We start from the raw sequence: 24,142 nt of genomic DNA, 5'->3' as shown, positions 1-24,142 counted from the left end.
CCCCCGCCCGCCCGCCACCGATGTTCATCCTCCCCGGCTCCCGCGGCAAAGACCTCTGCGATCCCCACGCGGGTCACACCCGCCGCGACCTGCTCCGGGTCGGCGGCTCCGGCGTGCTGGGGCTCTCGCTGGCGTCGATGCTGAACCTCCGGGCCCGCGCGGCAGAGACCGGCGGCGGCAGCGGGGCGCCCGGCTGGAACCGGGCCAAGAGCATCATCATGGTCTACCTGCAGGGCGGGCCGAGCCAACTGGACCTGTGGGACCCCAAGGAGAACGTGCCGGACAACGTCCGCAGCGCCTTCAAGACGATCCCGTCGGTCGTCCCCGGGGTGAACGTCACGGAAATCCTGCCGAAGCTCTCCCAGCAGCTCGATAAAGCGACGCTGATCCGCTCCCTCAGCTACACCCCCAACGGGCTGTTCAACCACACCGCCGCCATCTATCAGATGATGACCGGCTATACGACGGACAAGGTCAGCCCCTCCGGCCAGTTGGAGCCGCCCAGCCCGAAGGACTTTCCGAACTTCGGTTCGAATTTAATCCGCCTGCGGCCGGCGACCGAGCCGATGCTGCCCTTCGTGATGCTGCCCCGGCCGCTGCAGGAGTCGAACGTCGTCGGCAAGGGCGGGACCGCGGGCTTCCTCGGCAAGGCGTACGACCCGTATACGCTCTACCCGCCGGGGGACGATATGCAGATGGACAAATTGGCGACGGTGAAGGTCGACGACCTCAAACTGCCGGACGACGTGTTCGCCGCCCGGCTGCGGCGGCGGGCGGACCTGCGGAAAAGCGTGCTGGACGGCATGCGGGAGATCGACCAGGCCGTCTCCGAGCACAAACTCGACACGTACTACGAGCAGGCCCTCGAACTGGTCGCCAGCGGCCGGGCCCGGGACGCCTTCGACCTGGAGGCGGAGCCGGATTCGATGCGCGAACGCTACGGCCGCAACACCTTCGGCCAGAGCCTGCTGCTGGCCCGCCGCCTCGTGGAGGCCGGCACGCGGGTGGTGGAGGTGATCTGGCCGAAGCACGCCAACAGCGACAACCACTCCTGGGACCAGCACACGGCCCTGACGAAGCGGATGAAGGACCAGTCCGGCCCGATGTTCGACGAAGGCCTGAGCGCCCTGCTGGCGGACATGGACGACCGCGGGCTGCTGGAGGACACGCTGGTGGTCGCCGTGGGCGAGTTCGGCCGCAGTCCGAAGCGGGGGGTGAGCACCTCCGGCAACAACAACTCCGCCGACGGCCGCGACCACTGGCCGTACTGCTACACGGGTTTGGTCGCCGGCGCCGGCATCCGCCGCGGCCATGTGCACGGCTCCAGCGACGCCACCGCCAGCGCCCCCGCGACCGACCCGGTGCACCCCGGCGAACTGCTCGCCACCATCTACCACGCCTTCGGCATCCAGCCGGAAACGATTGTTTATAATCACCTCAACCAACCGCGGGAGTTGGTCAAGGCGGAGGCGGTCACGGGGCTGTTCGCGTGATGTATTGGGATGTCACTGCGTAGGCCATTCCGCACCAGCCGCGACAATGCATGTCTCAGAAGCTCGTCCAAGAATCTCAAACCGAGACTGTCGAACAGTTCGTCCGGTTGATCTCCGGACTTGAACGACGCCATGTCGCTCAATGGTTCTTCCGAGGACATTCAGAACAGGAGTTTCGCTTAGTCCCAAGTCTGTTTCGGGTCGCTGAACACAACCCGATGTCAGACATCGGATCGATCGAATCGTACTTGATGGGCTGTTTCAAGCGGGAGGCTCCGGCTTATCTAAAATCGCCGCCGCCGCTAGACGACGAGCTTGGCTGGCTAACGATTGCCCAACACCATGGGGTGCCGACGCGATTGCTAGACTGGTCGACCAACCCGCTCGTCGCCTTATATTTTGCAGTCGAACAGTCGCCAGACCAAGACGGCAATGTGTGGTGCCTAGGCGCACATTCGACACACAACTGCCTACCGGCAAGCACCCATACCGATCAACGGTCAACAGTGAGAAACTCTGGGTTAATTGTCTTCCCACGACACCTCTCGCCACGTGTAACTAATCAATCCGGCTGTTTCACGAACCATCGCACCAACAAACCTGCTGACGAAGCAGACTGGGACGACTACTGCCGCTTCACGAAGATCACTATCCCTGCAGGAAAGAAGAAGCAGGTGCTTAGTGAACTGTTTGATCTTGGGATTCATGGCGCGTTCATCTGGCCTGACCTTGGAGGGTTGGCCGACCGGCTGCGGTATGAGGTCACCGTCCAGCATGATCGTAGAACTGAGTGCGACGCCTCGCTCTAACTAACGTCACGACCGACGGGGGCAGCGGCTGTGGAATGCTCCGGGTGCCATGCTCTCACCGGCCGACACAGCAGAGCGGAGTCGGACGGGGTGAGCATGCGAGCGGCGATTGACCGCGGCAGAGGGAGCCGCGTCGCCCCGCGTGCTCACCTGCCTACGTTCCGCTTCGCTGCACTTCGGCGTGAGCGCATGGCACCCTGTGCCGCCTCTTCGCCGCCGTTCCGACCCCGCCCCCGCCGACCGATGACGCATCTTCCCCCCATCGTCCGGCCGCTGCTGGCCGTCTGTTTGTCGCTGTCGTTTGCGGCAGCCGGTTTGGCAGAGGACGAGCCCCGACCGCCGAACGTGCTGTTCGTGTTCGCGGACGATCTGGGTTGGAAGGACGTCGGCTATCAGGGCGACGGGTTTATCGAGACGCCGCACCTCGACCGGTTGGCGACCGAGGGCATGACCTTCACCAACGCCTACGCCGCCGCGGGGAACTGCGCGCCGAGCCGGGCCTGTTTGCTGTCGGGGCTCTATACGCCGCGGCACGGCCTATTCGCCGTCGGCAGCACGGACCGCGGGCCGAAGCGGCGGCAGCGGCTCGTGCCGATCCCCAACCGCAACGGGCTGGCCCCGCGGTTCGTGACGATGGCCGAGGCGCTGAAGGCCGCCGGGTACGCCACCGGGCATTTCGGCAAGTGGCACCTCGCGGGGAAGGACGGGGCGCTGCCGACCGCGCAGGGGTTCGACGTCTCCTTCGACTCCTTCGGCGACGGGACGCTGCGGGAAGGCACGGAGACCAACAAATCCGGCCCGCCCTCCGACCCCAAAGGCGTGTTCACGCTGACGGACAAGGCCGTCGAGTTTATGAAGGAGAACCGCGAGCGGCCGTTCTTCTGCTATCTCGCCCACCATGCGATTCACACGCCGTTGCAGGCCCGGCCGGAGACGCTGGCGAAGTTTCAGGCCAAAGAGCATGACGGCAATCCGACCGCAAAATACGCCGCGATGACGGCCGATCTGGACGCCAGCGTCGGTCGGTTATTGGAGGAATTGGACGCCCTCGGTCTGGCCAAGAACACGCTGGTGATCTTCACCAGCGACAACGGGGCGACGAACGCCTCGCCGCAGGAACCGCTGCGGGGCAGCAAGGGCGGCTACTACGAGGGCGGCGTCCGCGAGCCCTGCCTCGCCCGCTGGCCGGGGGTGATCGAACCGGGCAGCACGTGCGATGAGCCGGTGATCAACGTGGACTTCTACCCCACCTTCCTCGACGTCGCCGGGGCCGACGCCCCGGCCGATACGCCGCTGGACGGCGAAAGCCTGGTGCCGCTGTTCCAAGGAGGCGACTTAAAGCGGGAGGCGATCTTCTGGCATTTCCCGGGCTATCTGGACCGCCCGGTGGTGCGGGGCCGGCCGTCAGACGTGGCGCTGGGCTTTCGCACCCGACCGGTCAGCGTGATCCGCAAGGGCGATTGGAAATTGCACCTGTTCCACGAGGAATGGGCGCTCGACGGCGGCCGCAACGCCCTGCCCGGCAGCGGAGCCGTGGAGCTGTACAACCTCGCCGAGGATCTCGGCGAGCGAAACGACCTCGCCGCCGCCCGCCCGGAGAAGCGGGCGGAGTTATTGAACGACCTGCTGGCGTGGTTCGAAGCGACCGACGCCCCGCTGCCGACGGAGCCAAACCCGAAGTACGACCCGAGCGACGTGGGGCGGCGGTGAGTTCGGCAGGGGGTTAAGTGTCGTCGTCCGGCTGCAGCGGGGTGTGGTTCCACGCCCAGTACTCCATCACCGCGTCTTCCTCATCGACGCGGGCGGGGTCGTAGCCGTGGTGGTGCGGGGCCGGGATCTGCACCTCGCCCGGCGTGAATCCGCGGGTCTTCAATATCATTTCGAACCGATCGGCGTCGCCGTAGGCGAAGAGGCGTTCGTGCCGGTCGTAGACCAACAGATGCGGGCCGTCTGGCGTGCCGACCCAGATCCCGTGCCGGCCGTCCTCCTCGAAGAACTCCTGAAACGACCAGAGGAATAACTGCAGGTCCTCCCGCGACTCGATCAGCGGCGACTCGTACCGTCCCGGCTCGCGGCCGGCGTGGGAGACCAGCAGAACGTAGAGGACCCAATAGCGTTCGGAGGGGAACGCCGCGGCCAGTGCGTCGAGCGTCGCAATCCCGCCGCCGTCCACCCCGGCCCACACGCGACCGCCGGGACCAAAGTCGTCGCGCTGATAGACGTTGCCGTACTGATGAGGAACGGGTTGCAGGTCGGCGTCGAGAGCGGCGAACTTCAACATGGTCATGTCTTGGGCGAGGGGACCCGCCGGACGCCCGCTGATCCGTCGGGGTTCGCGCCGCCCTGAACGCGCGCCGCCTCTCGGCGACGGCGAAACGGGCGGACGGGTGAGCGGATCGCGTTCTAAAAATGCAACGCCCGGCCGTCGACGGCGAGGGCGGCTTCTTTGACGGCCTCGGAGAGCGTCGGGTGGGCATGGCAGGTGCGGGCGATGTCCTCGGCGGTGGCGCCGAACGCCATCGCGGCGGCGCACTCCGCAATTAAGTCGCCGGCGTGCGGGCCGAGGATGTGCACGCCGAGGACGCGGTCGGTCGCTTTGTCGGCGAGGATCTTCACCTGACCCTCCGTGTTGCCGATCGCCTTGGCCCGGCCGTTGGCGACGAAGGGGAATTTTCCTTTGCGGTACTCAATTCCTTCCTTCTTCAACTCTTCTTCGGTCTTGCCGACGGCGGCGATCTCCGGAGAGGTATAGACGATGCTGGGGATCACGCCGTAATCGATGTGTCCGTGGCCGGTGGCGAGGCGCTCCACGCAGGCGACGCCCTCCTCCTCGGCCTTGTGGGCCAGCATGGCGCCGCCGATCACGTCGCCGATCGCGCTCACGCCGGGAGCCGCCGTATAATGCTCGTCGACGGGGATGAAGCCGCGTTTGTCGGTCTCGATGCCGACCGTCTCCAGGCCCAGCCCCTCGGTGTAGGGGCGGCGGCCGACGCTCATCAGGACCTTGTCGCACTCGATCGGGTCGCCGCCCTCGATGAGGACCTGGCCGCCCTTTTCGTCCCGGCGTTCGACGCCGATTACCTTCGTGCCGAGCTTCAGATCGAGGCCCTGCTTGCGGAACATCTTCTCGGCGGCCTTGGCGATCTCCTGATCGTTTAAGGGGAGAATATGATCGAGGTATTCCAGCACCGTGACCTTCGCCCCCAGCCGCTTCCAGACGGTGCCCAGTTCCAGGCCGATATAGCCGGCGCCGATGACGACGAGGTGATCGGGGACCTGTTCGTAGGAGAGGGCGCCGGTGCTGTCGGTGACGAACTCGCCGTCGATCTCGATGCCGGGCAGGCTGGCCGGGGCGCTGCCGGTGGCGACGATCACGTGGCCCGCGGACAGCGTGCCGGCGTCTTTGCCGTCCACCTGCACCAACACCCGCTCGCCGTCGCGGCCGGCGAGGGTCCCGCGGCCGGCGACGCGGGTGACTTTATTCTTCTTGAACAGGTGGGCGATGCCGCCGGTGAGGGCGGTGACGGTGCCGTCCTTGTCCTTCAGCATCGCGGGCAGATCGAGGGTCAGGCCGTCGAACTTCACGCCGCGGGCGGCGTAGCTGTGCTGGGCCTGATGGTAGATCTCGCTGCTTTCCAAGAGGGCCTTGGAGGGGATGCAGCCGACCCGCAGGCAGGTGCCGCCCAGGGCGGGCTCCAGCTCCACGCAGGCGACGGTCATCCCAAGTTGGGCGGCCCGCAGGGCGGCGACGTAGCCGCCGGGGCCTGCGCCGATCACGATGAGGTCGAACTCGCGGGCGTCGGCGGGGGCGGCCTGCGGGGCGGCGTCGGCGGAGGGGGGGGCGTCCTGGGGCATGCGGGGGGAACGGGGAGGTCGGCGGCGGGCGGGCGAACCGGCGGGGCGGAACCGGGACGGTCGGGGCGAAGGGAAACGGCGGGCGGGAATCATAGGCCCGCGGTCGCCGTTCCGCACCGACGGGCCGGGCGATCCTGCGACGGCGAGGGGTTGGGGGATTCCCCCCCGTTAGGGCCGGGTGTACCGTGACGATCCACCGGGCTGCGCCCGGACCGCCGAGGCCCCTTCCCGCTCGCTCGAACCCGCTCGGCCGGATGCCGTCCGCCCTCGATCCGCCGCGGTCCGAAATGGACTACTCGGCGCTGGACATTGCCATCGAGGACGCCGCCTCCGGCGTGGGGCTCCCGTTCCTGCCCGGTCCGCCGCCCCCCCCGCTGCGGGCGGCGACGCTGATCGGCGTGGCGATCCTGGACCGGCGGCTGCGGTATCGCCGGATCGACGCGGCGCTGGCGGCGGTCAACGGGCGGGCGTCGGAGGACCACCTCGGCCGATCCGTCGCGGAGGTGCGGCCGGATCTGGTGGACGTGATCGGTCCGATCCTTCAACAGGTGATGGAAACCGGCGAGCCGCGGCTGTCGATCCCCTTCGAGGGCTCGGCCCGCTCCGCGCCCAGCGGGCGGCGCTGGCTGAGCAGCTACTTCCCGCTGCCCCCCAGCGCGGAGTCGCTCCGCAGCGGTCGGGACGGCCCCGCCGGCGTGGTCGCGGTCGTCCGGGAGGTGAACGAAGAACTTGTCGACCGCCCCCACGGCGTTTCCGACGAACGCTTCCGCGAACTGGTCACGCAGACGACCGTCGGCCTCGCCCAGGTCGACCGGGACGGCACGTTCCTATACGTCAACGATCGCTTCTGCGAGATGACCGGCTGGGCCCGGCACGAACTGGTGGGGGTCCGCTCCCAGCAGGAGATCACTCACCCGCACGACGCCGGCCGCAACGAGGTCAAATTCGCCCGCGCGCTGAAGACCGGGGAACCGTACCTCAGCGACAAGCGCTACCGCCGCCCCGACGGCCGCAGCGTGTGGGTGCGGAACACCACGACCGTGCTGCCCGGCCCGGACGGGCAGGCGGAAAGCCTGTTCGCCGTCGCGGTCGACATGACCGACCGCGTGCGGACCCAGCGGGCGCTCTCCCGCAGCGAAAGCCGTCTGCGGCTGGCCACGGAGGCCGGCGGGATGGGCGCCTGGGCCTACGACCTGAGAAAGGGCACGGCGGACTGGTCCTCGGAGGCGCTGGAGATCTACGGGGGCGGGTTCGACGGCAAGCCCACGCGGGAGGAGTTGCAGGCCCGCGTGCATCCGGACGACCGCCCCCTGCTGGAACGCGTCGAACCCCGCCCCGCGGACGGCGGACCGGCCCGCGTGGACATGACCTACCGCGTCGTCCACCCGCCGCGGCCCGGCCAGAAGCAGGGCGAGATCCGCTGGGTGCGGGCGCTGGGCGAGCAGTGGTTCGACGAGTTCGACCGCCCCCTGCGCAGCGTGGGCGTGCTGCGGGACGTGACGACCGAGCACGTCGCCGCCGACCGGCTCGCCCAGAGCGAACGCCGCCTGCGGCTGGCCGTCGACGCCGCCGACCTGGGCATCTGGGAGTTCGACGCCGCCACCGGCCTGTCTGCCTGGGACGCCCGTACCGCGACGCTGTTCGGCTACGGGCAGCAGTTCCAGGGCGGCAAGCGGCTCTACACGCACCCGGAGATGTTCGCCGCGATCCACCCCGACGATCGGGAGCGCATCGCCGAGAAGATCACGGAGACGCTCGACCCGGCGGGCAGCGGAAAGTACGAGGCGGAGCACCGCGTCGTGCACCCGGACGGCGCGGCGCTCACGCTGTCGGTCGCGGGGGAGGCGACGTTCGTCGGCGCGGGGCCGCAGCGCCGGGCCGTGCGGGTGACCGGCACGGTCAAGGACGTGACGGAGCGGCGGGAGCGCGCCCGCCGCCTCGCCGAAGCCGAGGAACGCCGCCGCCTCGCCGCCGAGGCCGCCGACCTCGGAGCGTTCGACCTGGATCGGCGGACCGATCGGCTGTGGTGGGACCCCCGCTGCCGCGCGATCTACGACGCGGACGGCCCGGAGGTGGTGGACGCCGCTGCCGCTTACGAACGTGTTCACCCCGAAGACCGGGACCGGTTGCGGGCGGCCCTGGAAGCCGCCTGCGCGCTGGGCGGCAACCCCCGTTATCAGGCCGATTACCGCATCGTCCGCGGCGACGGGGTCGTGCGGTGGGCGCGGGTGTACGGCGAGGGGCGGTTCGAGCAGCCCGGCGCCCCGGCGACGCGGCTGGTGGGTTGCGTGCGGGATATTACCGAGGAGCGGGAGCGGGAGACCCGCCTCGCCGAGACGGAGGAACGCCGCCGCCTCGCCGCCGAGGCCGCCGACCTCGGGGCGTACGACTACGACCTGCGGACCGGCGTCATCTGGTGGGACGACCGCTGCCGCGGGATCTTCGGCGCCGCCGCCGCGGAGGTGACCGGCGTCAGCGCGGCGTTCAATCGGATTCACCCCGACGACCTGATGCGCGTGCGGGCCGCCGTCGACGCCGCCTGCGCCCCGACCGGCAGCAACCGCTACCAGGCGGAGTACCGCGTCGTGCACCGGGACGGCAGCGTCCGCTGGGTGCGGGCGAACGGCGAGGCCCGCTTCGACCGGCCCGACGAGCGGGCCGTCCGCCTGCTCGGCTGCGTGCGGGACTTCACCGAGGACCGCCGGCGCGAGGAACGCCTGCGGCTCAGCGAGGAGCGCCAGCGGCTGGCCGCCGCCGCCTCCGAACTCGGCAGCTTCACCCGGGACCTGCGGACCGGGGAGGTCTGGTGGGACGAACGCAGCCGGGAGCTGTTCGACATGACCGGCGAGACCGTGCTCTCGGCGGACACCCTCGAACGCATGCACCCCGAGGATCGCCGGCAGGTCCAGCAGCGGGTCGAAGCCGCCGCGAACCGCACCGGGCCGGCCCGCTTCCGAGTGGAATACCGCCTGCCCCAGCCGGACGGCTCCCACCGCTGGATTCGCTCCCAGTCCGAGGTGCAGTTCGAGGGGCCGGACGGACCGGCGGTCCGAATCATCGGCTACCTGCAGGACGTCACCGCGGAGAAACGCCACGCCAAGGCCCTGGAGGAGGCCAAAGCCCGGCTGGAGCAGTCCAACGACGAACTCGAACGGGAGGTCGCCCGCCGCACCGCCCAGCTGCGCACCGCCGCCGAACGCCTCGCCGAGGCCGGCCGGCAGGAGCGGGACCGCATCGCCCACGTGCTGCACGACCACCTCCAGCAGATTCTGGTCGGGGCGAAGATGAACCTGTCCGTGCTGACGATGACCGCGGACGACCGCACCCGGGAGTTGACCGAGCGCGTCGCCGACCTGATCGACGAGGCGATCGGCGAAAGCCGCAGCCTCTCCGCCGAACTCTCCCCGCCGATCCTCCGCACCGCCGGGCTCGGGCCGGCGCTGGGCTGGCTCGCGGAGCAGTTCCGCACCCGCCACGGCCTGAACGTGCGGGTCGAAACCGACGCCGACGCCTCCGCGGAACTGGACGACTCGCTGGCGGCGCTGCTGTTCGGCGCCGCCCGCGAGGGCCTGCTGAACGCCGCCAAACACGCGCGGGCCGCATCCGTGCGCCTGAAGTTCGAACGCTGCGTCTGCGGACCGGAGTGCGGCCTGCCGGGCGGCTCGCGGGGGAACTGCTCCGGCGTGCGGCTGATCGTCGCCGACGACGGCGTCGGCTTCGACGCCGCCGCCCAGGCCGGCGACGCCCCCTCCGGCTTCGGCATGAGCGACCTGCGGCAACGGGTCGATCTGTTGGGCGGCGCCGTCGACGTCGTCAGCGCCCCGGGGGCCGGCTGCACCCTGCAGGTCTGCGTGCCGCTGCCCAGCGTCCCGTAGCGCACGGGGCCGGGGCGCAAGAAAAGACGCGGCGCGGCGGGGTCCCCTCCAACGCTCCCAGCGTTATCCCGCCGCGCCGCGTACGACGGCGCGTCGTGGCCGGTACGGCGGAGTGCGCCGAGCGGCCGGACGCGCGGCCCTCGCGGGCCGCGTTTAATCTGACCCGGCGTCGCACCCGCTGCGGGTTCGTCGCCGTCCGGTCGCCGGGGGCGGCGACCCGCAACGCTACGTCGCCCCGCGGGCGGGGCAAACGGCGCCGGGTCGCACGGGCGAAAATTGCCCGGGCCGACGCCGTCCCCTCCGAATCGGCGACCGCGGGGGCCTCGTCGCGGGGCTGACTCGGCTCGCGCGGTCTACGCGGCGGAGGTCGTCTCGGCGTGTACCGGCTCGGCGGGGTTCGGGCGTCCGCACAACGTCAGGTGGCGGTCGCCGGTTCGCTCCACCCGGACGTGCGCCACGCCGGCCTCCGCCAGCAACGCTTCCATCTCCTGCACCGTATAGGCGGCGTGCAGGGAGGCCCGCAGCAACTCGCGGGCGGCGGGCTCCTCTTTGGCGGCGTGCTCCGCCACCAGGGCGTCCACCGCGGCGGCGTCGGCGGGACGCACCAGATCGCGGAAGAACAGCAGGCCCCCCGGCGCCAGCACGCGCGCCGCCTCCCGCAACACCGCCGCCGGCCGCGTGAGGTGATGGAGCAGGCTGTTGGAGACGACCGTGTGGAACTGCCCGTCCTCGAAGGGCAGTTCGTCCGCCCGGGCCTGCCGCAGCCGCACGCCGCCCTGCAACCCGGAGGCGAACACGTTCTTCTTCGCCCGGGCGAGCATCGCCTCGGAGGCGTCGAGCAGCGTCATCCGTGCGAAAATCGGTCGGCGCCCCAGTTCAATGGGAATGCGTCCGGTCCCGGTCCCCAGATCCAGCAACCGCAACGGGTTTAATCCGTCCCGCAGTCGCTCGGCGAGGTCGGCCGCGGCGAGTTCGGTCAGCAGATCGTCAACGAACGCCCGATTGACGGCCGCGTGATCCATCCGATCGTAGGCGGCGGCGTCGTCCGCGGACGCCGTCACCTCCGCCTCCGGCGTTCGGGACAATACGGATTGGGGCATCGGGGGCGGCGTCCATCGCGGCGGCCGGCTGCACACGCAGCCGGGGTCATTGTGGAGTGCGACAGGGGCAAGCCGCAGACGCGGCTCGCCCGATCAGCCAAGCGTGACTGCCGGCTTGGGGGGTTGGGGGCCTGATCGTACGGCCAGACGCCCGACCGTAAAGCGGATCGCCCGGGGGCTCTCCCGGGGGGAACGCATTCTCCGCCGCCGCAGGGCCGTGTCGCCCTTATTTCCTTGCGGATTCGCCAAGTCCGCAACCTTTCGCCCCTCCTCGCATCACCGTCGGCCGATTCGGGACCCATGCGTCGGCGCGCCGCGTGCGCCCGCCGCGGCCGCTGCGGCCGGATTGCCCGGTCCGGCGGGCGGCCTTACGCTGCGGGGCCCGCCCCGCGATTCGATCGAACCCCGCGCCCGCCCGTGACGACCCGCCCCGCCCGCTCCCGCTCCGCCCGCCCGTCGGTTCGTGGATTCGTTCGTCGGCGCGTCTGTTGGACGGCCCCGGCGCTGCTCGCCCCGGCACTGGCCCTCGGGTTGGCGACGCCCGGTTGCGAACCGGAGGGCGCCGACGACTCCGCCCTCGTCGCCGAACGCGACGCCGCCCTCGCCGAACGCGACGCCCTCAAGGTCCGCGTCGCCACGCTGGAGGCCGACGGCGGGGGCGCCGACCTCGACCCGCTGCTGGAGGCTCTCCGCAACGCCGGGGCGACCGTCACCGAGGACGGCGGCGTCGTCACCGCGGTCTCCATGCCGGCGACCAGCTCCACGAACGCGGCCCATCTGCTGCCCCTGCTCCTCATGCCGGAGCTGAAAACACTCACCCTCGGCGGTCCCAGCTTCGACGACGAGGCGATGGCCGTCGTCGGCAAGCTCACCGGCCTGGAGCGGCTGGACATCTCCGGCACCCCCGTCTCCAACGACGGCCTGGCGAAGCTGTCCGGGCTGACGAACCTCAAGGTGCTGCGGCTCAAAACCGTTTCCGTCGACGACCTCACCCCGCTGGAGGGGATGACCGAACTGCGGGAGCTGGACGTGCGGTTCTCCAACGTCGGCGACGCCGCGATGGACTCCGTCGCCAAGCTGCCGAACCTCTCCGCGCTGAAGCTCGAACGTTCCGCCGTCACCGACGACGGCCTGCAAAAGCTCTCCGCGGAGCAGCCGCTCCGCGTGCTGGACCTGGACACCGGCTTCTCCGACCCGCTGCCGATCCTCGCGGAGAAGGGCTACACCGACCTGCGGGCGCTCGAACTGGACCGTACAGACATCTACGGGGCCGAGGGCTTCGCCCCGCTGAAGCAGTTCAAGGAACTGCGTCTGCTCTCCCTGCAAGAGGCCTATCCCTACGACGAAGACCTCCAGCCGGTGCTGGGCGAGCTGACGAACCTCGAATCGCTGAACCTGCGGCAAACGCCGGTCACCAACGCCCTGATGCCGACCGTCGGCGAGCTGACGAACCTCAAAACGCTGAACCTCGCGGAGGTCTCCGCCGTCACCGAGCCGGGCCTGAAAGAGCTGGCCCCGCTGACCAAGATGGAAGACCTCGACCTGTGGGCCACCGGCGCCACCGACGCCACGATGACGGAGGTGATCGCGGGCTTCGAGAACCTGACGGCCCTCTCCCTCCAACAGACGAAGGTCGGCGACGAGGGCCTGAAGGCGCTGGCGGACCTGAAGCAGCTCGAACGGCTGGACCTGTCCGAAACGCAGGTGACCGACGAGTCCGTGGCCGTGCTGAAGGCCCTGCCGAACCTGCAAAGCCTCACGCTGAAGAACACGGAGATCACCTCCGAGGGCGTCGCCGAGCTGCAAGAGGCGAACCCGGACCTGAACATCGTGAAGTGAGCCGGCGAGGCGAGCGGGGGGCGCGAGCCCTCCGTGTGTTCTCAACGGCGCGATCCGGGATGGGCGCTGCACGACGTGGTCGCACCCGCCAGAGAACACGGGGGGCTGACGCCCCCCGCTCGCCTCTCAAGCTGCCTCGCGCGCCCCGGCATGGGCGTCTGCCGCGAATCGCCGTACACTCCGCCGATGTCCGACGACGCCGTGCCGCCGCCCGCCGACCCGTCCGCAACGGCGCCGCCCGCGGCGCCGGCGGACGACGCCCCCGTGGAATTAAAGAGCCGCCCGATCGCCGGGCTGCTGGCCGCGGCGCTGCCCGGGGCCGGGCACTTTTATCAGGGACGGACGGTCAAGGGGGCGATCTACTGCGTCTGCATCCTCGGCCTGTTCCTGTGCGGGCAGGCGTTGGGCGGCTGGCAGACGGTCGCCCTGGAGAGCAACGCCCCCGGCGTGCCTTTCGGCTCTGAGGAGTTCGACGGCCCCGGCGACAACCCGTTCCGCACCCCCTTCGGCCCGCCCCGCCGCCAACTGCTCCAGCACTACACCGCCCAGGTCTTCACGGGCGGGGTCGCCTGGCCGGCGCTGCTGCAAAGCCAGCGGTTCGACAACGCGGACAACGTCCCCCGCCGCCGCCTAATCGAGCCGCTGGACGCTCCGTTTGAGGGCGTGTTGATGGCCGACCTCGACGACCGCCCCGTCGTGCTGGCGACGCTCACCGGCACGGTGAACGCCGTCCCCCGGGGCGACGGCTCCCGGGTGGAAGGCACGCTGGACGTCGCCGCCGCCTCCCCGACCGACCCGCGGCTGCGGACCGGCTTCGAGGGCTCCCCCGCCGCGGTCTTTCCCCCCGGGCCGCCCCGGCCGGTCACGCTGACGCCGACCACCGTGCAGGCGTTCGACCGCCCGATCAACGGCGAGAAAGGCCGGCTGCTCAAACTGCTGGTCGACCCTTCCGCCCTGTCCGCGATCGCCCTGCCGAACGGCGTGGCGGCGGACGAACTGGAGCGCCCGCGGGCGATCGGCACGGTGCCGCGGCCGCTGTGGAACTGGTACCTCGCCCCCCGCGACCGCCGGGCCGCCAACCGCCTGCACGCCGAGGAGGGCACGACGATGGACCTCGCCGTGGTCTTCACGATGATCGCCGGCCTGCTGAACGTGCTGGCCTTCTGGGACGCGATCGACGGCCCCGCCTACGGCCGCACCGACCGCCGCCTCGACAACGGCGACTCGGACGCCGACGCCCCCGGCTCCCCCGCCCCCGCTGCGGCTTAATTGATGCTTCAATTCCTCCCCCCGCTCGCCGCGGACCCGATGCGGTTGCTGTGGGCGTTGCCCACGGCGGCGGCGATCAGCCTCGTCTACACCGCCAGCCGGTACGAAGACGTGCCGACAATCTGGCGCCGCAGCGCCGGGATGTTCGGCAAAACGCTGCTGTTCCTGGCCGCGGTGTTCGCCGCGCTGTATCTGCTGAGCTTTAACCTGTAGAGCAGGCCGCTCTTCCCCCCTCTCCCTTAGGGAGAGGGGGGGACGGAACAGTCTTACGCCGCGGCCCGGACGGCGTCGGCGGGGGGGCCGTCGAGGGAGGCGTCTTCGGACAACTCCCGCACCCATTTCGCCCGGAACAGCTTCTGGACGGCCCGTTCCACTTGGCGCTGCTTGCGGGCGTGGCGGAGCGGTTTGTCCGGCGTGACCGCCGCGGTGCCGTGCGTCACGTGCACCACGCTGCGGGCCATCTCCGCGACGGGGAACGTGGCGGTGTCCAGGCCCGCGGCCCAGATCCGCTGGGTCACGGCCAGCCCGCCGCCGAGGTTCCCTTCCGGCACGAAGGACAGCCCGTGCTCCACCAACGCATCACGGCGATAGAGCGCGCAATAATCCCGCGGGTACTCCCGCCCGGTGTAATTGCGGCCCGGGCGGCCCAAGGCCGATTTGACCCGGCCGAACGCAGTCCCGGTGACGCGCTTCCAGCTTTGATACAGCGGGCTGCTCAGTTCCAGCTTCCAGGCCCCGGAGGCCACGATCGGCGGGGCGCCCTCGGCGACGGGCTGATTGATCGTCCGCAGGTGCGGATCGAGCCAGCCGTCCCGGCGGGCGAACACGTCGCAGTGCATCGTCAGCAGGTACTCGCCCCGCCCTTGCCGGGCGGCGAGGTCCCAGGCGGTGAAGACGTTCGTCGGCCAGTTGTCCGAAGTTTCCTCCGGCCGCTCGATCAGCGTGATCCAGGAGAGCGACCGCAGGTAGTCCAGGCTGCCGTCCTTCGAGCCGTTGTCGACGACGATCACCTCCAACTCGACGCTGGGGTCGGCGGAGGGGGCGAACTTCCGCAGGCTGCGGAGGCAGGGTTTGGCGTAGACCTCGACCTGCCAGTGCGGAATGCAGACGGTGACGACGGGCATCGGGCCGGGCCGATCAAAAGGAGAAGCGTCGGCCGCGCTTGCGACCGACGCTGGAACGGCCGCGGCCGTGTCAGAGGGAGCCGGTTCAGAGGGAGTCGCGGAGGACGCCGAGGTCCGCGGCGCTAACCCGGGGGTAGAGCGACTTATGGGCCTTCTCGAACTGGCCGGCGAAGGCGGTGACGTGCACGTTCTGCCGGTCGCGGCCGAACAGCGGCTGGGCGTCGAGGCTCTGATCGGCGGAGCGGCCCCGCATGACGATGTCGTACATCGCCAAGAACTTCGCGGTGCGGGTCACGCCGTGCTGGCAGTGCACCAGCATCGGGTAGTTATTGGGGTCCGCCAACGCGTCCATGTGCTTTTGCAGGCGGGGATCGGCGGGATCGATGTCCAGCGGCATGTCCAGTTCGAGCAGCTGGGCGCCGGCGTTGGAAACCGCCTGCCGCTCCCCTTCCCAGCGGGCCTCGCCCATCTCGCCGGGGGCGCAGAGGTTCACCACGCTGCGGATCTGCCAGCGCTCGACCAGTTCGGCCATCACCTCCGGCTCGCACCAGGCGCTGCGGTACATCATGCCCGCCTCGTGCGTGGCGACGTGCTTGTACGTGTGGTGCTGATGATAGGCGTATCCGCCGGCGGCGACGCCGCACACGAGCAGGGCGGACAGCGACAGCAGGGCGGTGCGACGGGTCATGTGGACGGCAGGCGGGGCGAAGATCGAAGGGGAGGGCCGGGCGCGGGACGAAGCCGACGACGGCCCCAGGCGGGCCAAGGCGGTTGCGTGCCAGCACCATGGGTGTAAACCCGGGCGTCGCCCCCGGTCAACGCGGTTTCGGGGCGGTCGCTGTTTCTCACGGCTCCTGCACATTTGGCAGTCCGGCCCTACACTGGGCAAGCCTCGCATCCATCTTTTTCGGAACGTTCCGTGCCGTCGTTCGTGTTGCTCGCCTGCGCCCTCGCGGCGCCGAACCCGGGTCCGGCGCCGGGCGATTGGCCCGCGTTTCTCGGCCCGGCGGGAACTGGCGTCAGCGAGGAAGCCGGTCTGCGGGCCGCCCTGCCGGACGCCGCCGCCGCCCTCCAATGGACCGCGGAGATCGGCGAGGGCTACAGCGCCCCGGCCGTCGTGACCGTCGCGGGGACGCCCTCCGTCCTCACCCACCGCCGCGTCGGCGACCGCGAGGCCCTCGTCCGCCGCGCCCTGGAGAGCGGCGAAACCGTCTGGGAGTCCGCCGCCCCCACCGCCTTCCGCGATCCGTTCGGCTACAACGGCGGCCCGCGGGCCACCCCGCTGGTGGTTCAAACCGAGGCCGGCGGCGCCGTTTACACCCTCGGCGCCGCCGGGCGGGCGGCCTGCACGGACCTCGTCGCCGGCGAGGAACGCTGGAGCCGCGACTTCAACGCGGAACTGACCATCCCCCGCTGGTTCTTCGGCGTGGGCGGTTCGCCGGTTCTTTATGAGAACCCCGCAGGCGATTCGCTGGTGATCTTCGCCCCCGGCGGCCAGCCGAACGCGGGGATTGTCGCCGTGAACCCGACCACCGGCGCCACCGTCTGGCAGGCCGTCGGCAAGGAGACCTGGGACGGCGCCGCCACGCCCGACGGCCCCTATGAGTGGACCGGCGAGGAGCAGGTCGTCAGCTATGCGACGCCCCTGCTGGCCACGATCCACGGCCAGCCGCACCTGCTCTGCCTCGTCCGGCAGGGGTTGGTGAGCCTCGACCCCCGCACCGGTGCCCAGCGGTTCGCCTACTGGTTCCGCAGCCCGCAGTACGAAAGCGTCAACGCCGCCCGGCCGGTCGTGATCGGCGACCGCATTCTCTTGAGCGCCACCTACCGGGCCGGCTCCGCCTTATTGAAGGTGAACGCATCCGGCAACGGCGTGACGGAGCTGTGGACGCAGCCGGACCTGCTGGACTGCCACTGGAGCACCCCGATCGTCCACGACGGCCTGATTTACGGCTTCGCCGGCCGGCACGAGCGCGAGGCGGAGCTCCAGTGCGTCGACCTGGAGACCGGCGAGTTGAAATGGTCCGCGAACGGCCGCGACGCCGCCGGCCCGCTGACGTTCTCCCGCGAGGCCGGCGGCTACCTCAACGCCGCCGGCGAGCGCGCGCCCACCCCGGACTTCGGCCGCGGCTCCTGCCTGTTCGCCCCGCAGATCGGCGAGGGCGGCACCCTCTACATCCTCGGCGAACGCAGCACGCTGTTCTGCGCGGCGCCCTCCGCGGAGGGCTACCAGGAACGCAGCCGCACCGACGTCCCCAAGATCGGCTACCCCGCCTGGCCGGCCCCGGTCCTCGCCCACGGCCGCCTGCTGCTGGCGGACGAAGACTCGCTGACGGTGTTGGATCTGCGGGTGAAGGAATAGCGCCCGCTCCCGTTTCCCCCCTCACCCTTGAGGGAGAGGGGCCGGGGGTGAGGGTGACGCACGGGTCGCACGTCCCCGCTCGGAGTATGTGAGCCCGAAGCGCAAGCGAGGCCGGGTGAGCCTGCCACGCGCGCACGCCTCGACTCGCGCCTCGGGCTGCCAATGCTGAAGGCCGGACCCTTAACAGCGTCCGCACGTCACTGCCCCCTCACCCCCGGCCCCTCTCCCCCAAAAGGGGGCGAGGGGGGAACGGAGGGACGGGGGAATTGAAGAACCGCCCGGCCGTCCCGTCGGCTCCCGGGGGGGAGCGGGACGGGGCGACCGGGCGGTCGGGGGAGCGGCCGGCGGACCCGGTCCGGGCCGCCGCGGAACGATTCCGTCACCAGGTTCGACACGCCTGTCGTTCGTGTCGGCGCGGGCCGTTCAAGTAGAACGAGGAAGCGCCCCGCCGCGGCTTGTTACACCGGCCGGCCGTCCCCCCGCGAGCCTGTCGCGTCGAACGCGTCAGGAGTACGGGTCGGAGGTCGGACTCCGCCTCCCCGAGGCCCGGTCAGGGCGTCGGGGAGGCGGCCGGCGTCCGGGGACTCACCAGCAGAACTGCGTCCCGCCGGAGAGCGCCAGGGCGGTCTGCCGATCGGCGAAGAACCCGTCCACGTTGCCGTAGACGCTGCACCCGCCGCAGTGGGCGAAGGTCAGCCCGGTGCCGAGGACGCCGGCGTCGCTGACGTTCTCCAGGCCGGCGACCACGAAGGGGCAGTCGTACGAATCGTTCAGGCGAACGGTGTAGCTGCTGGGGTCGAATTCCTCGTGGGCCCAGTAGGCGCGGACCTCGGGCAGCACGCGGAAGGTGCCGCACTGGTTCCGCAGCCGCCGGAAGCCGCGGACGCCCACGCGGGTCCGCAGGAAGTGGTCCCGGGTCTCGGAGACGGTCAGGTTCGAGCCGTACTCGTCGCCTTCGTTGGCGAACTTGTAGGCCTTGGTGTCGCCCTTATCGCTGGGTTCGAAGAAGTCGTTGTAGCGATCCTTCTGGAAGCTGCCCTTCTCGTCGACGCCGCCCCGCATGATGCGGGTGTACTGCAGGCTGGCGAACGGCTGGATGAAGTGCGAGCAGTCGCAGCCGATCGCCTTGGTGTAGCCCAGCTCGCCGAACACGCTGCCGGTGCAGCCGTGGAAGTTCGCCGTCGCCGGCCGTTGGTAGTATTTGAAGTCGACGTTGCGGCTGACGTCGTACTCGTCGTAGCCGGCGGTGGCGGCGCCGATGAAGTAGCAGTTGCCGACGATCTTCCGGAAGTAGCCGCCGAACTGGAAGGTGTCGACGTCGTACTCGCCGAGGTTGTAGTAGTTGGCCTCGGCGCTGAGGCTGCTGTAGCCGACGAACCCGCCGACCAGCAGGGTCGGGCAGATCTGGTGGCTCAGGCCGGCGTTCAGCCCGCCGATGTCGTAGTCCAGGCCGGAGCGGCACTCGGTGCCGTCCAGTTCGCCGTTGACGTAGTGGCCGGTGAGCCAGCCGCAGACCGAGGGTCCGCAGACCGGGCCGCAACCGACCGGCCCGCAGACCGGGCCGCAGCCGGCAGGCCCGCAGACCGGGCCCGCCGGGGGCCCGCACAGGCCGTTGGAGCACCCGCCGCCGACCATGCCCGGGCCGATCAGGCCGGGTCCGCCGTAGCCGGGTCCGCCGTAGCCGGGTCCGCCGTACGCCGGAGCGCCGTAGATCGGAGCACCGTAGCCGGGACCGCCGAGGGCGGCGGATTCATAGCCGACCTGCATCAGGCCGGGATCGCCCAACGGTCCGCCGTAGAGCGAGCCGCTGCGACGTGACGCGGCGGCGGAGCCGCCGCCGAGGACGTCGCCGTCCGGGCCGATCACTTCGCCGTTCGGGCCGAAGGTGCTGCCGTCGGGGATCGGGGTGCCGGCGCCGTTCAACCCGCCGGCGGCGCCGGGGGCGTTCAGGCCGGGGCCGACGCCGGGGGCGCCGAAGTTCGGGCCGTTCGGACGAATCGGCTGCCCGTTGGGTCCGATCGGCAGACCGGGGCCGGCGGAGGCGGCGCCGGGACGCACCGGCTGGCCGTCCGGGCCGACGAGGCGGCCGTCCGGGGTGAGGTAGCTGCCGGCCGGCACCGGGGTGCCGGCAGTCATGCCGGAGGCGAAGGCCGGATCGGGCGTCGGGTTATACACGGGGCCGCCGTACATCGGGCCGCCGGACATTTGGCCGCCGTACACCTGGCTGCCGTACATCTGGCCGTCGAACGCCGGGCCGTTGATCATCAGGCCGTCGGAGGCGACGCCGGGGGCGAACCCGCCGCCGTAAATCCCGCCGTCGTACGGGCCGCCCGCCGGGCCGCCGTAGGTCGGGCCGCAGGGGGCGCCGTAGGCGGGGCCGAAGGAGCCGCCGTCGAAGCCGATCCCGCCGATCGGGGCCGGCCCGGAGCCGGCGCCGATCGCCACGGGGGCGCCGACGCCGCCGACCAGGCCGTTCGGCCGCAGCAGATAGCCGAGGTTCCGGTAGGTCTGATCCTCAATCGCCGCCCGGGCGATCGGCAGCTGGCCGTAGATCTCGCCGCTGAGCTGGGCGAGGGCCTGCTGCTGCAGGGCGGGGCTCAGCCAGTACAGTTGGCGATACCGCTCGTGCTTGGTGGTCGAGTAGTAGTCGTAATCGTAGAAGTCGTACGGCACCGTGCCGCTGCCGTCGTCCTTCGGGTGGCCGACGGGGTAGGTGCCCGTGTAGTGCTTCCACTCCGGGCGATGCTTTTCGAGCGATTCCGCGACCGCCTTCTGCGGCTGGCTCTTGGCGTGCGTGCTGGGCGTCGGCGGTTCCGGGTCGGCCAGGGCGTTGCCCGTCAGGCCGACGGCCGCGGCGGCGAAGGCGGCGGCCCTCAGGGCGACGAGCCCGCGGCGGCGGCGCCACACGCTAAATAAGGTCTTCACTGGATCAGCCTCCGTGCTGAAGTGGTGTGAACCCTCGCACGGCGCGGCCGAAACCCGGCGGGCGGAGCGGGGGAAGGGGCGGACCGGGTCCAGGTGGTCCAGGACGCCCGATCTCCCCCGGCCGAATCGCTTCCGTACGATCCGGCGGCGGGGAGGGAATCGAGGTCTGACACGCAGGTTCGTCACGGCCCGGCGAACCCCTTGACGCCCCACCACCCCTCCAGCCGCACCCCGCCGGTTCTCGCCGGTCGCCCCCCGGCGGACCGGCACGGCCGTCACGACCCCACCCCCACCGCGTCGCTACAACCCGCGCCGCCGCACGGCACAGCAAACTCGCCCGGCGGGCCGTGCGGGCTTATCGATCACCGTCTTCAAACGCATCAGACCGCTCAATTTGCGGTTCGTCCGCCGGTTCGTCCCCGTTCGGTCCCTCATCGGGCGCCGGGGCCTCTTCGTCGTTCAATGGCAGGTCCTCCGGCCGCAACTCTTCCAGCCGCCGTCGCACGTCCTCCAGCCGCCGCCGCATCGCCTCGGCGGGGGAGTCGGCCTCGGGTTGCAGTTCGATCGTGCGGCCGTCGTCCAGTTGCAACGTCCCGCGGAGCACGGTGACGGCCTGCGGGTCGGCGTTCGGATCGACGTCGCGGTCGCGGCGGGCGAACGCCGTCAGCCGGCCCGAGCCCCGGGAGCCGGTCGCCTCGAACGCCACGGTGTCCGGCGGGGCGTCCAGCGAGTCGATCACGTCCGGGGAGAGCCGATAGTCCGGCCCCAGCGCCTCCTCCAACTGGCCGCGGAACGCCGGATCGTCGGCGAGGGCCGCGGCGACGCGGTCCGCCCGATCCTGCAACCCGAACCAGGCCAGCCCGCCGCAGCAGATGACGGTCGCCGCCGCCCCCAGGCCGAGCAGCGTCAGGAAGCACCCGCACCCGATCCGCCGCCCGCCGCCCGCGCGGGGGGAGCCGCCGAAGACGTTGTCGAACCCTTCGTTATCGTCGTCGGGACGGCGGCCGCCCGCGAACCGCGGATCTTCAAACCCGCCGCCCCACCCGTCCAGATCGGCAGACCTGTTGGCGTCGTAACGAGACATGGGGAGTCGCCGGGCGATCGAGGGGACGGAACGTGCCAAGGCCGGCGACGCGGCCAGGACGGGACTGTGCCACCCCTCGCCCCCGCACACAAACGGGCCGGCGTCCGCAGGGCTGCGCTCGGCCCGCTCTTCGCTCGGAAATTGTGAGCCCGAAGCGCCAGCGAGGCCGGGTGATCCTGCCCTGTTCGCACGCGTCGGGCTGACCATCTTGAGTACCGCACAGTGAACAGCCTTCGGGAATCACTGCCCCCTCACCCCCGGCCCCTCTCCCCCAAAAGGGGGCGAGGGGAGAACGGACGTTTTGGCGAAGAGCGCTCTACCCGTCGGTCTCGCGGGCTTTGTCGCGGATGCGTCGCAGCGTGCCGTCCTTTAACCAGCGGCGGTGATAGGAATAGACCGTTTGCCAGGGCGGGAACCGCTGCGGCAGCCGCCGCCACGGGCAGTCGCTGGACTGTTTATAAAGAATCGCCGCCACGACCGCGGCGAGGTCCGTATCCGCCCGGCGGCCCCGCCGTTGCGGGGGCGGGATCAGCCCGGCGATCTCCCGCCACCAACCCCACGACCGCCCCCACGGCCCCGGCTCCTCGTCCCGGCCGACGCCGCCGCCGCTCGCCGGGGGGCCGTTCGCCGGAGGGCCGTTTGTCTGGGGGGAACCGTCCGTCGGGGTGGGACGGGGCGAACCGTCGGCCATCGCGCACCTCTCGTCCTCAAACCGACCTCAGACCGATCGCGTCGCCGGCGACGCGGCGACGGACCCGAAGCGTGCGTTCCGTCGACCGTCGCCGCGGGTCCCTCGACCGGGCGGACGTCTGGCTCACCGGGCCGCCCTCAGGCGGCGCGGCGGGCGGCGCCGGCCTCCCCCGCGCGAGCCGCCGCGGCCCGGCGGGCGTCGCGGCGGGCCCGGGCGGCGGCCCGCATCGGGCCGCTCAGCCAGTTCGCGCCGCTCAGTCCCCGAAACGGCGGTTCAACCGGCGTCGGCTCCGCCCGCGGAGGACCGACGAGAATGCGGGCCGCTCCGGCGAAGGCGTCGAAGGAATCGAGGTCCGCCTCCGTGGCGGTTCGCGGCGGGGCGGGGCGACGAATCGCCCGCGGGGCGGAGAGCCCCGCGGCGGAGGAGCGAACGGCGGACAGGCGGGCGGAACGGGCGACCATCAGACGACGCGGGGAGGGGAGGAGGGGAACGGCGAACCGATGAACAGAATACTGTACACGCGATCACATTACCAGTCCCTCCGCGTCGGGGCTCGCAGTTTTTAAAGGGCGCATGAAAACGCCCGGCCCTCGGGGAGGGCCGGGCGAAACGAGCGTCTCAGGCCGTGGCGAACGACGTTCAGACGGGGTCGTCGTTGCGTTCCGGGCGGTCGCCTTCCGGACGATCGCCGCGGGGCCGATCACCTTCCGGGCGGTCGCCGCGGGGCCGATCACCTTCCGGGCGGTCGCCGCGGGGACGGTCGCCTTCGGGACGGGGGCCGCGGTTCTGCATGGACTCGATCATGCTCTCGATTTCCTTCCGGTCGAGCTTGCCGTCCTTGTTGGTATCGACCCGTTCCATCCCGCGCTGCATCCGCTCGGGAATCTCGTCGCCGGAGAGGAAGCCGTCGCCGTCGGCGTCACGCCGCAGCAGGCCTTCGGCCATCTGGCTGGGGTTCATCTCGCCGCGTTCCGGGCGGTCGCCCTCGGGCCGATCGCCGCGGGGGCGGTCGCCGTCGCGTTCCATACCGGGCCGGCCGGGGCCGCCCATGCCTTCGAAGTTCGGGCGCATCTCCTCGGCGTCGATCTTGCCGTCGCGGTTTTTGTCGACGGTCTTCAGGGCAGCGGTGGCGTTCTTGATTTCTTCTTCGGAGAGCGTGCCGTCGCCGTCCTTATCGAGGGCGGCCATCACCGGCATCGCCTGGAGGAAGCGGCCCATCCCGCCGGGGCCGCCGGGGCCGCCCGGGCCGCGGCCTTCGCCGTCCGGGCGACCTTCGCCGAACCGGCCGCCGGGGCGCCCGCCGCGGCCTTCGCCGTCGGGACGGCCTTCGCCGTCGGGACGGCCTTCGCCGTCCGGGCGGGCTTCGCCGTCGCCGCGGCGGGGACGCTCGCCGCGATCGCCGCGGGGGCGTTCGCCCTCGGCGGAGGGACGCTCCGGCTCGTCCTGGGCGGAGGCCGGCGTCGCGCAGGCCAGGGGGAGGGTCAACGCCGCGGCGGCCGCGGCGACGAGGGAACGACGACGGGGGATGAGGAACATCGGGGGCGAACGCACAGAGAGGGGAATCGGAGGCCCCCGTTCAAGCCCGGTCTCGCCTCTCGCGGCGGGACCGACTCGCGGGGGCGGGTCTGCTCTTGAAACACCGCACACGCGGCGCCGGTGTCGCGGACCGGCAAAAAATCTTCCCCCCCCCCCCCCCCCCCCCCCCCCCCCCCCCCC

General features: G+C 71.0%; 18 protein-coding genes. 8 read left to right on the top strand and 10 right to left on the bottom strand.

Annotated features, from left to right (window positions below):
* Positions 1–20 precede the first annotated feature (20 nt).
* The 3 genes from CA12_RS06475 to CA12_RS06465 all read left to right on the top strand — a co-directional run bounded on the left by CA12_RS06475 (position 21) and on the right by CA12_RS06465 (position 4,012).
* Positions 21–1,493: a DUF1501 domain-containing protein gene (locus tag CA12_RS06475; protein WP_145358047.1), complete on the top strand. Its 1,473-nt coding sequence runs from the start codon at positions 21–23 to the stop codon at positions 1,491–1,493.
* A gap of 50 nt (positions 1,494–1,543) precedes the next feature.
* The gene (locus tag CA12_RS06470) at positions 1,544–2,302 is read left to right on the top strand and encodes an FRG domain-containing protein (RefSeq protein ID WP_145358046.1); all 759 of its coding nucleotides are present in this window, start codon (positions 1,544–1,546) and stop codon (positions 2,300–2,302) included.
* A gap of 243 nt (positions 2,303–2,545) precedes the next feature.
* Positions 2,546–4,012: a sulfatase gene (locus CA12_RS06465; RefSeq protein ID WP_145358045.1), complete on the top strand. Its 1,467-nt coding sequence runs from the start codon at positions 2,546–2,548 to the stop codon at positions 4,010–4,012.
* Positions 4,013–4,025: 13 nt separating this feature from the next.
* On the opposite strand, the gene CA12_RS06460 is transcribed toward CA12_RS06465, so the two are convergent.
* On the bottom strand, positions 4,026–4,583 hold the full coding sequence (locus tag CA12_RS06460; protein WP_145358044.1) for a hypothetical protein: 558 nt from the start codon (positions 4,581–4,583) through the stop codon (positions 4,026–4,028).
* Between the two features lie 122 nt (positions 4,584–4,705).
* The gene (gene lpdA, locus CA12_RS06455) at positions 4,706–6,157 is read right to left on the bottom strand and encodes a dihydrolipoyl dehydrogenase (protein WP_145358043.1); all 1,452 of its coding nucleotides are present in this window, start codon (positions 6,155–6,157) and stop codon (positions 4,706–4,708) included.
* 254 nt (positions 6,158–6,411) lie between these two features.
* Here lpdA and CA12_RS06450 point away from each other — a divergent pair, with 254 nt between their 5' ends.
* Positions 6,412–10,032, top strand: coding sequence for a PAS domain-containing protein (locus tag CA12_RS06450; protein WP_145358042.1), 3,621 nt, complete (start codon positions 6,412–6,414; stop codon positions 10,030–10,032).
* Positions 10,033–10,385: 353 nt separating this feature from the next.
* On the opposite strand, the gene CA12_RS06445 is transcribed toward CA12_RS06450, so the two are convergent.
* A complete protein-coding gene (locus CA12_RS06445) occupies positions 10,386–11,132 on the bottom strand; it encodes a class I SAM-dependent methyltransferase (protein ID WP_145358041.1) in 747 nt (248 codons plus the stop codon).
* Between the two features lie 417 nt (positions 11,133–11,549).
* On the opposite strand from CA12_RS06445, the gene CA12_RS06440 reads away from it, so the two are divergent.
* From CA12_RS06440 to CA12_RS06430, 3 genes are all read left to right on the top strand, one after another.
* A complete protein-coding gene (locus tag CA12_RS06440) occupies positions 11,550–12,971 on the top strand; it encodes a leucine-rich repeat domain-containing protein (RefSeq protein ID WP_145358040.1) in 1,422 nt (473 codons plus the stop codon).
* A gap of 186 nt (positions 12,972–13,157) precedes the next feature.
* Positions 13,158–14,240 carry a DUF6677 family protein gene (locus tag CA12_RS06435; RefSeq protein ID WP_145358039.1) on the top strand — a complete coding sequence of 361 codons (1,083 nt, stop codon included), beginning with the start codon at positions 13,158–13,160 and terminating at the stop codon, positions 14,238–14,240.
* A 3-nt stretch (positions 14,241–14,243) separates the two neighbouring features.
* Positions 14,244–14,453 (top strand): hypothetical protein, encoded by a 210-nt coding sequence (locus CA12_RS06430; RefSeq protein ID WP_145358038.1) that lies wholly within the window; start codon positions 14,244–14,246, stop codon positions 14,451–14,453.
* Between the two features lie 53 nt (positions 14,454–14,506).
* Here CA12_RS06430 and CA12_RS06425 read toward each other — a convergent pair whose 3' ends face one another.
* Both CA12_RS06425 and CA12_RS06420 read right to left on the bottom strand, forming a co-directional pair.
* Positions 14,507–15,364: a glycosyltransferase family 2 protein gene (locus CA12_RS06425; protein WP_145358037.1), complete on the bottom strand. Its 858-nt coding sequence runs from the start codon at positions 15,362–15,364 to the stop codon at positions 14,507–14,509.
* An 85-nt stretch (positions 15,365–15,449) separates the two neighbouring features.
* A complete protein-coding gene (locus CA12_RS06420) occupies positions 15,450–16,052 on the bottom strand; it encodes a fused DSP-PTPase phosphatase/NAD kinase-like protein (protein WP_145358036.1) in 603 nt (200 codons plus the stop codon).
* Positions 16,053–16,283: 231 nt separating this feature from the next.
* Between CA12_RS06420 and CA12_RS06415 the strand changes: the two genes are divergently transcribed.
* Positions 16,284–17,726: an outer membrane protein assembly factor BamB family protein gene (locus CA12_RS06415; protein WP_145358035.1), complete on the top strand. Its 1,443-nt coding sequence runs from the start codon at positions 16,284–16,286 to the stop codon at positions 17,724–17,726.
* A gap of 585 nt (positions 17,727–18,311) precedes the next feature.
* On the opposite strand, the gene CA12_RS22970 is transcribed toward CA12_RS06415, so the two are convergent.
* From CA12_RS22970 to CA12_RS06390, 5 genes are all read right to left on the bottom strand, one after another.
* Positions 18,312–20,651 (bottom strand): autotransporter outer membrane beta-barrel domain-containing protein, encoded by a 2,340-nt coding sequence (locus CA12_RS22970; protein WP_145358034.1) that lies wholly within the window; start codon positions 20,649–20,651, stop codon positions 18,312–18,314.
* A gap of 355 nt (positions 20,652–21,006) precedes the next feature.
* Positions 21,007–21,735, bottom strand: coding sequence for a hypothetical protein (locus tag CA12_RS06405; protein ID WP_145358033.1), 729 nt, complete (start codon positions 21,733–21,735; stop codon positions 21,007–21,009).
* A 316-nt stretch (positions 21,736–22,051) separates the two neighbouring features.
* Entirely contained in the window at positions 22,052–22,426 is a 375-nt protein-coding gene (locus CA12_RS06400) for a transposase (protein ID WP_145358032.1), read from the bottom strand.
* Between the two features lie 137 nt (positions 22,427–22,563).
* A complete protein-coding gene (locus tag CA12_RS06395; RefSeq protein ID WP_145358031.1) occupies positions 22,564–22,887 on the bottom strand; it encodes a hypothetical protein in 324 nt (107 codons plus the stop codon).
* A gap of 178 nt (positions 22,888–23,065) precedes the next feature.
* Complete coding sequence (locus tag CA12_RS06390; RefSeq protein WP_145358030.1) at positions 23,066–23,977, bottom strand: EF-hand domain-containing protein; 912 nt, start codon at positions 23,975–23,977, stop codon at positions 23,066–23,068.
* Between the last annotated feature and the right edge of the window lie 165 nt (positions 23,978–24,142).

The organism is Alienimonas californiensis, assembly GCF_007743815.1.
GTDB lineage: Bacteria > Planctomycetota > Planctomycetia > Planctomycetales > Planctomycetaceae > Alienimonas > Alienimonas californiensis.
Note: the sequence above shows the minus strand (reverse complement) of the source record. Positions and strands in the feature narration are given on the sequence as shown.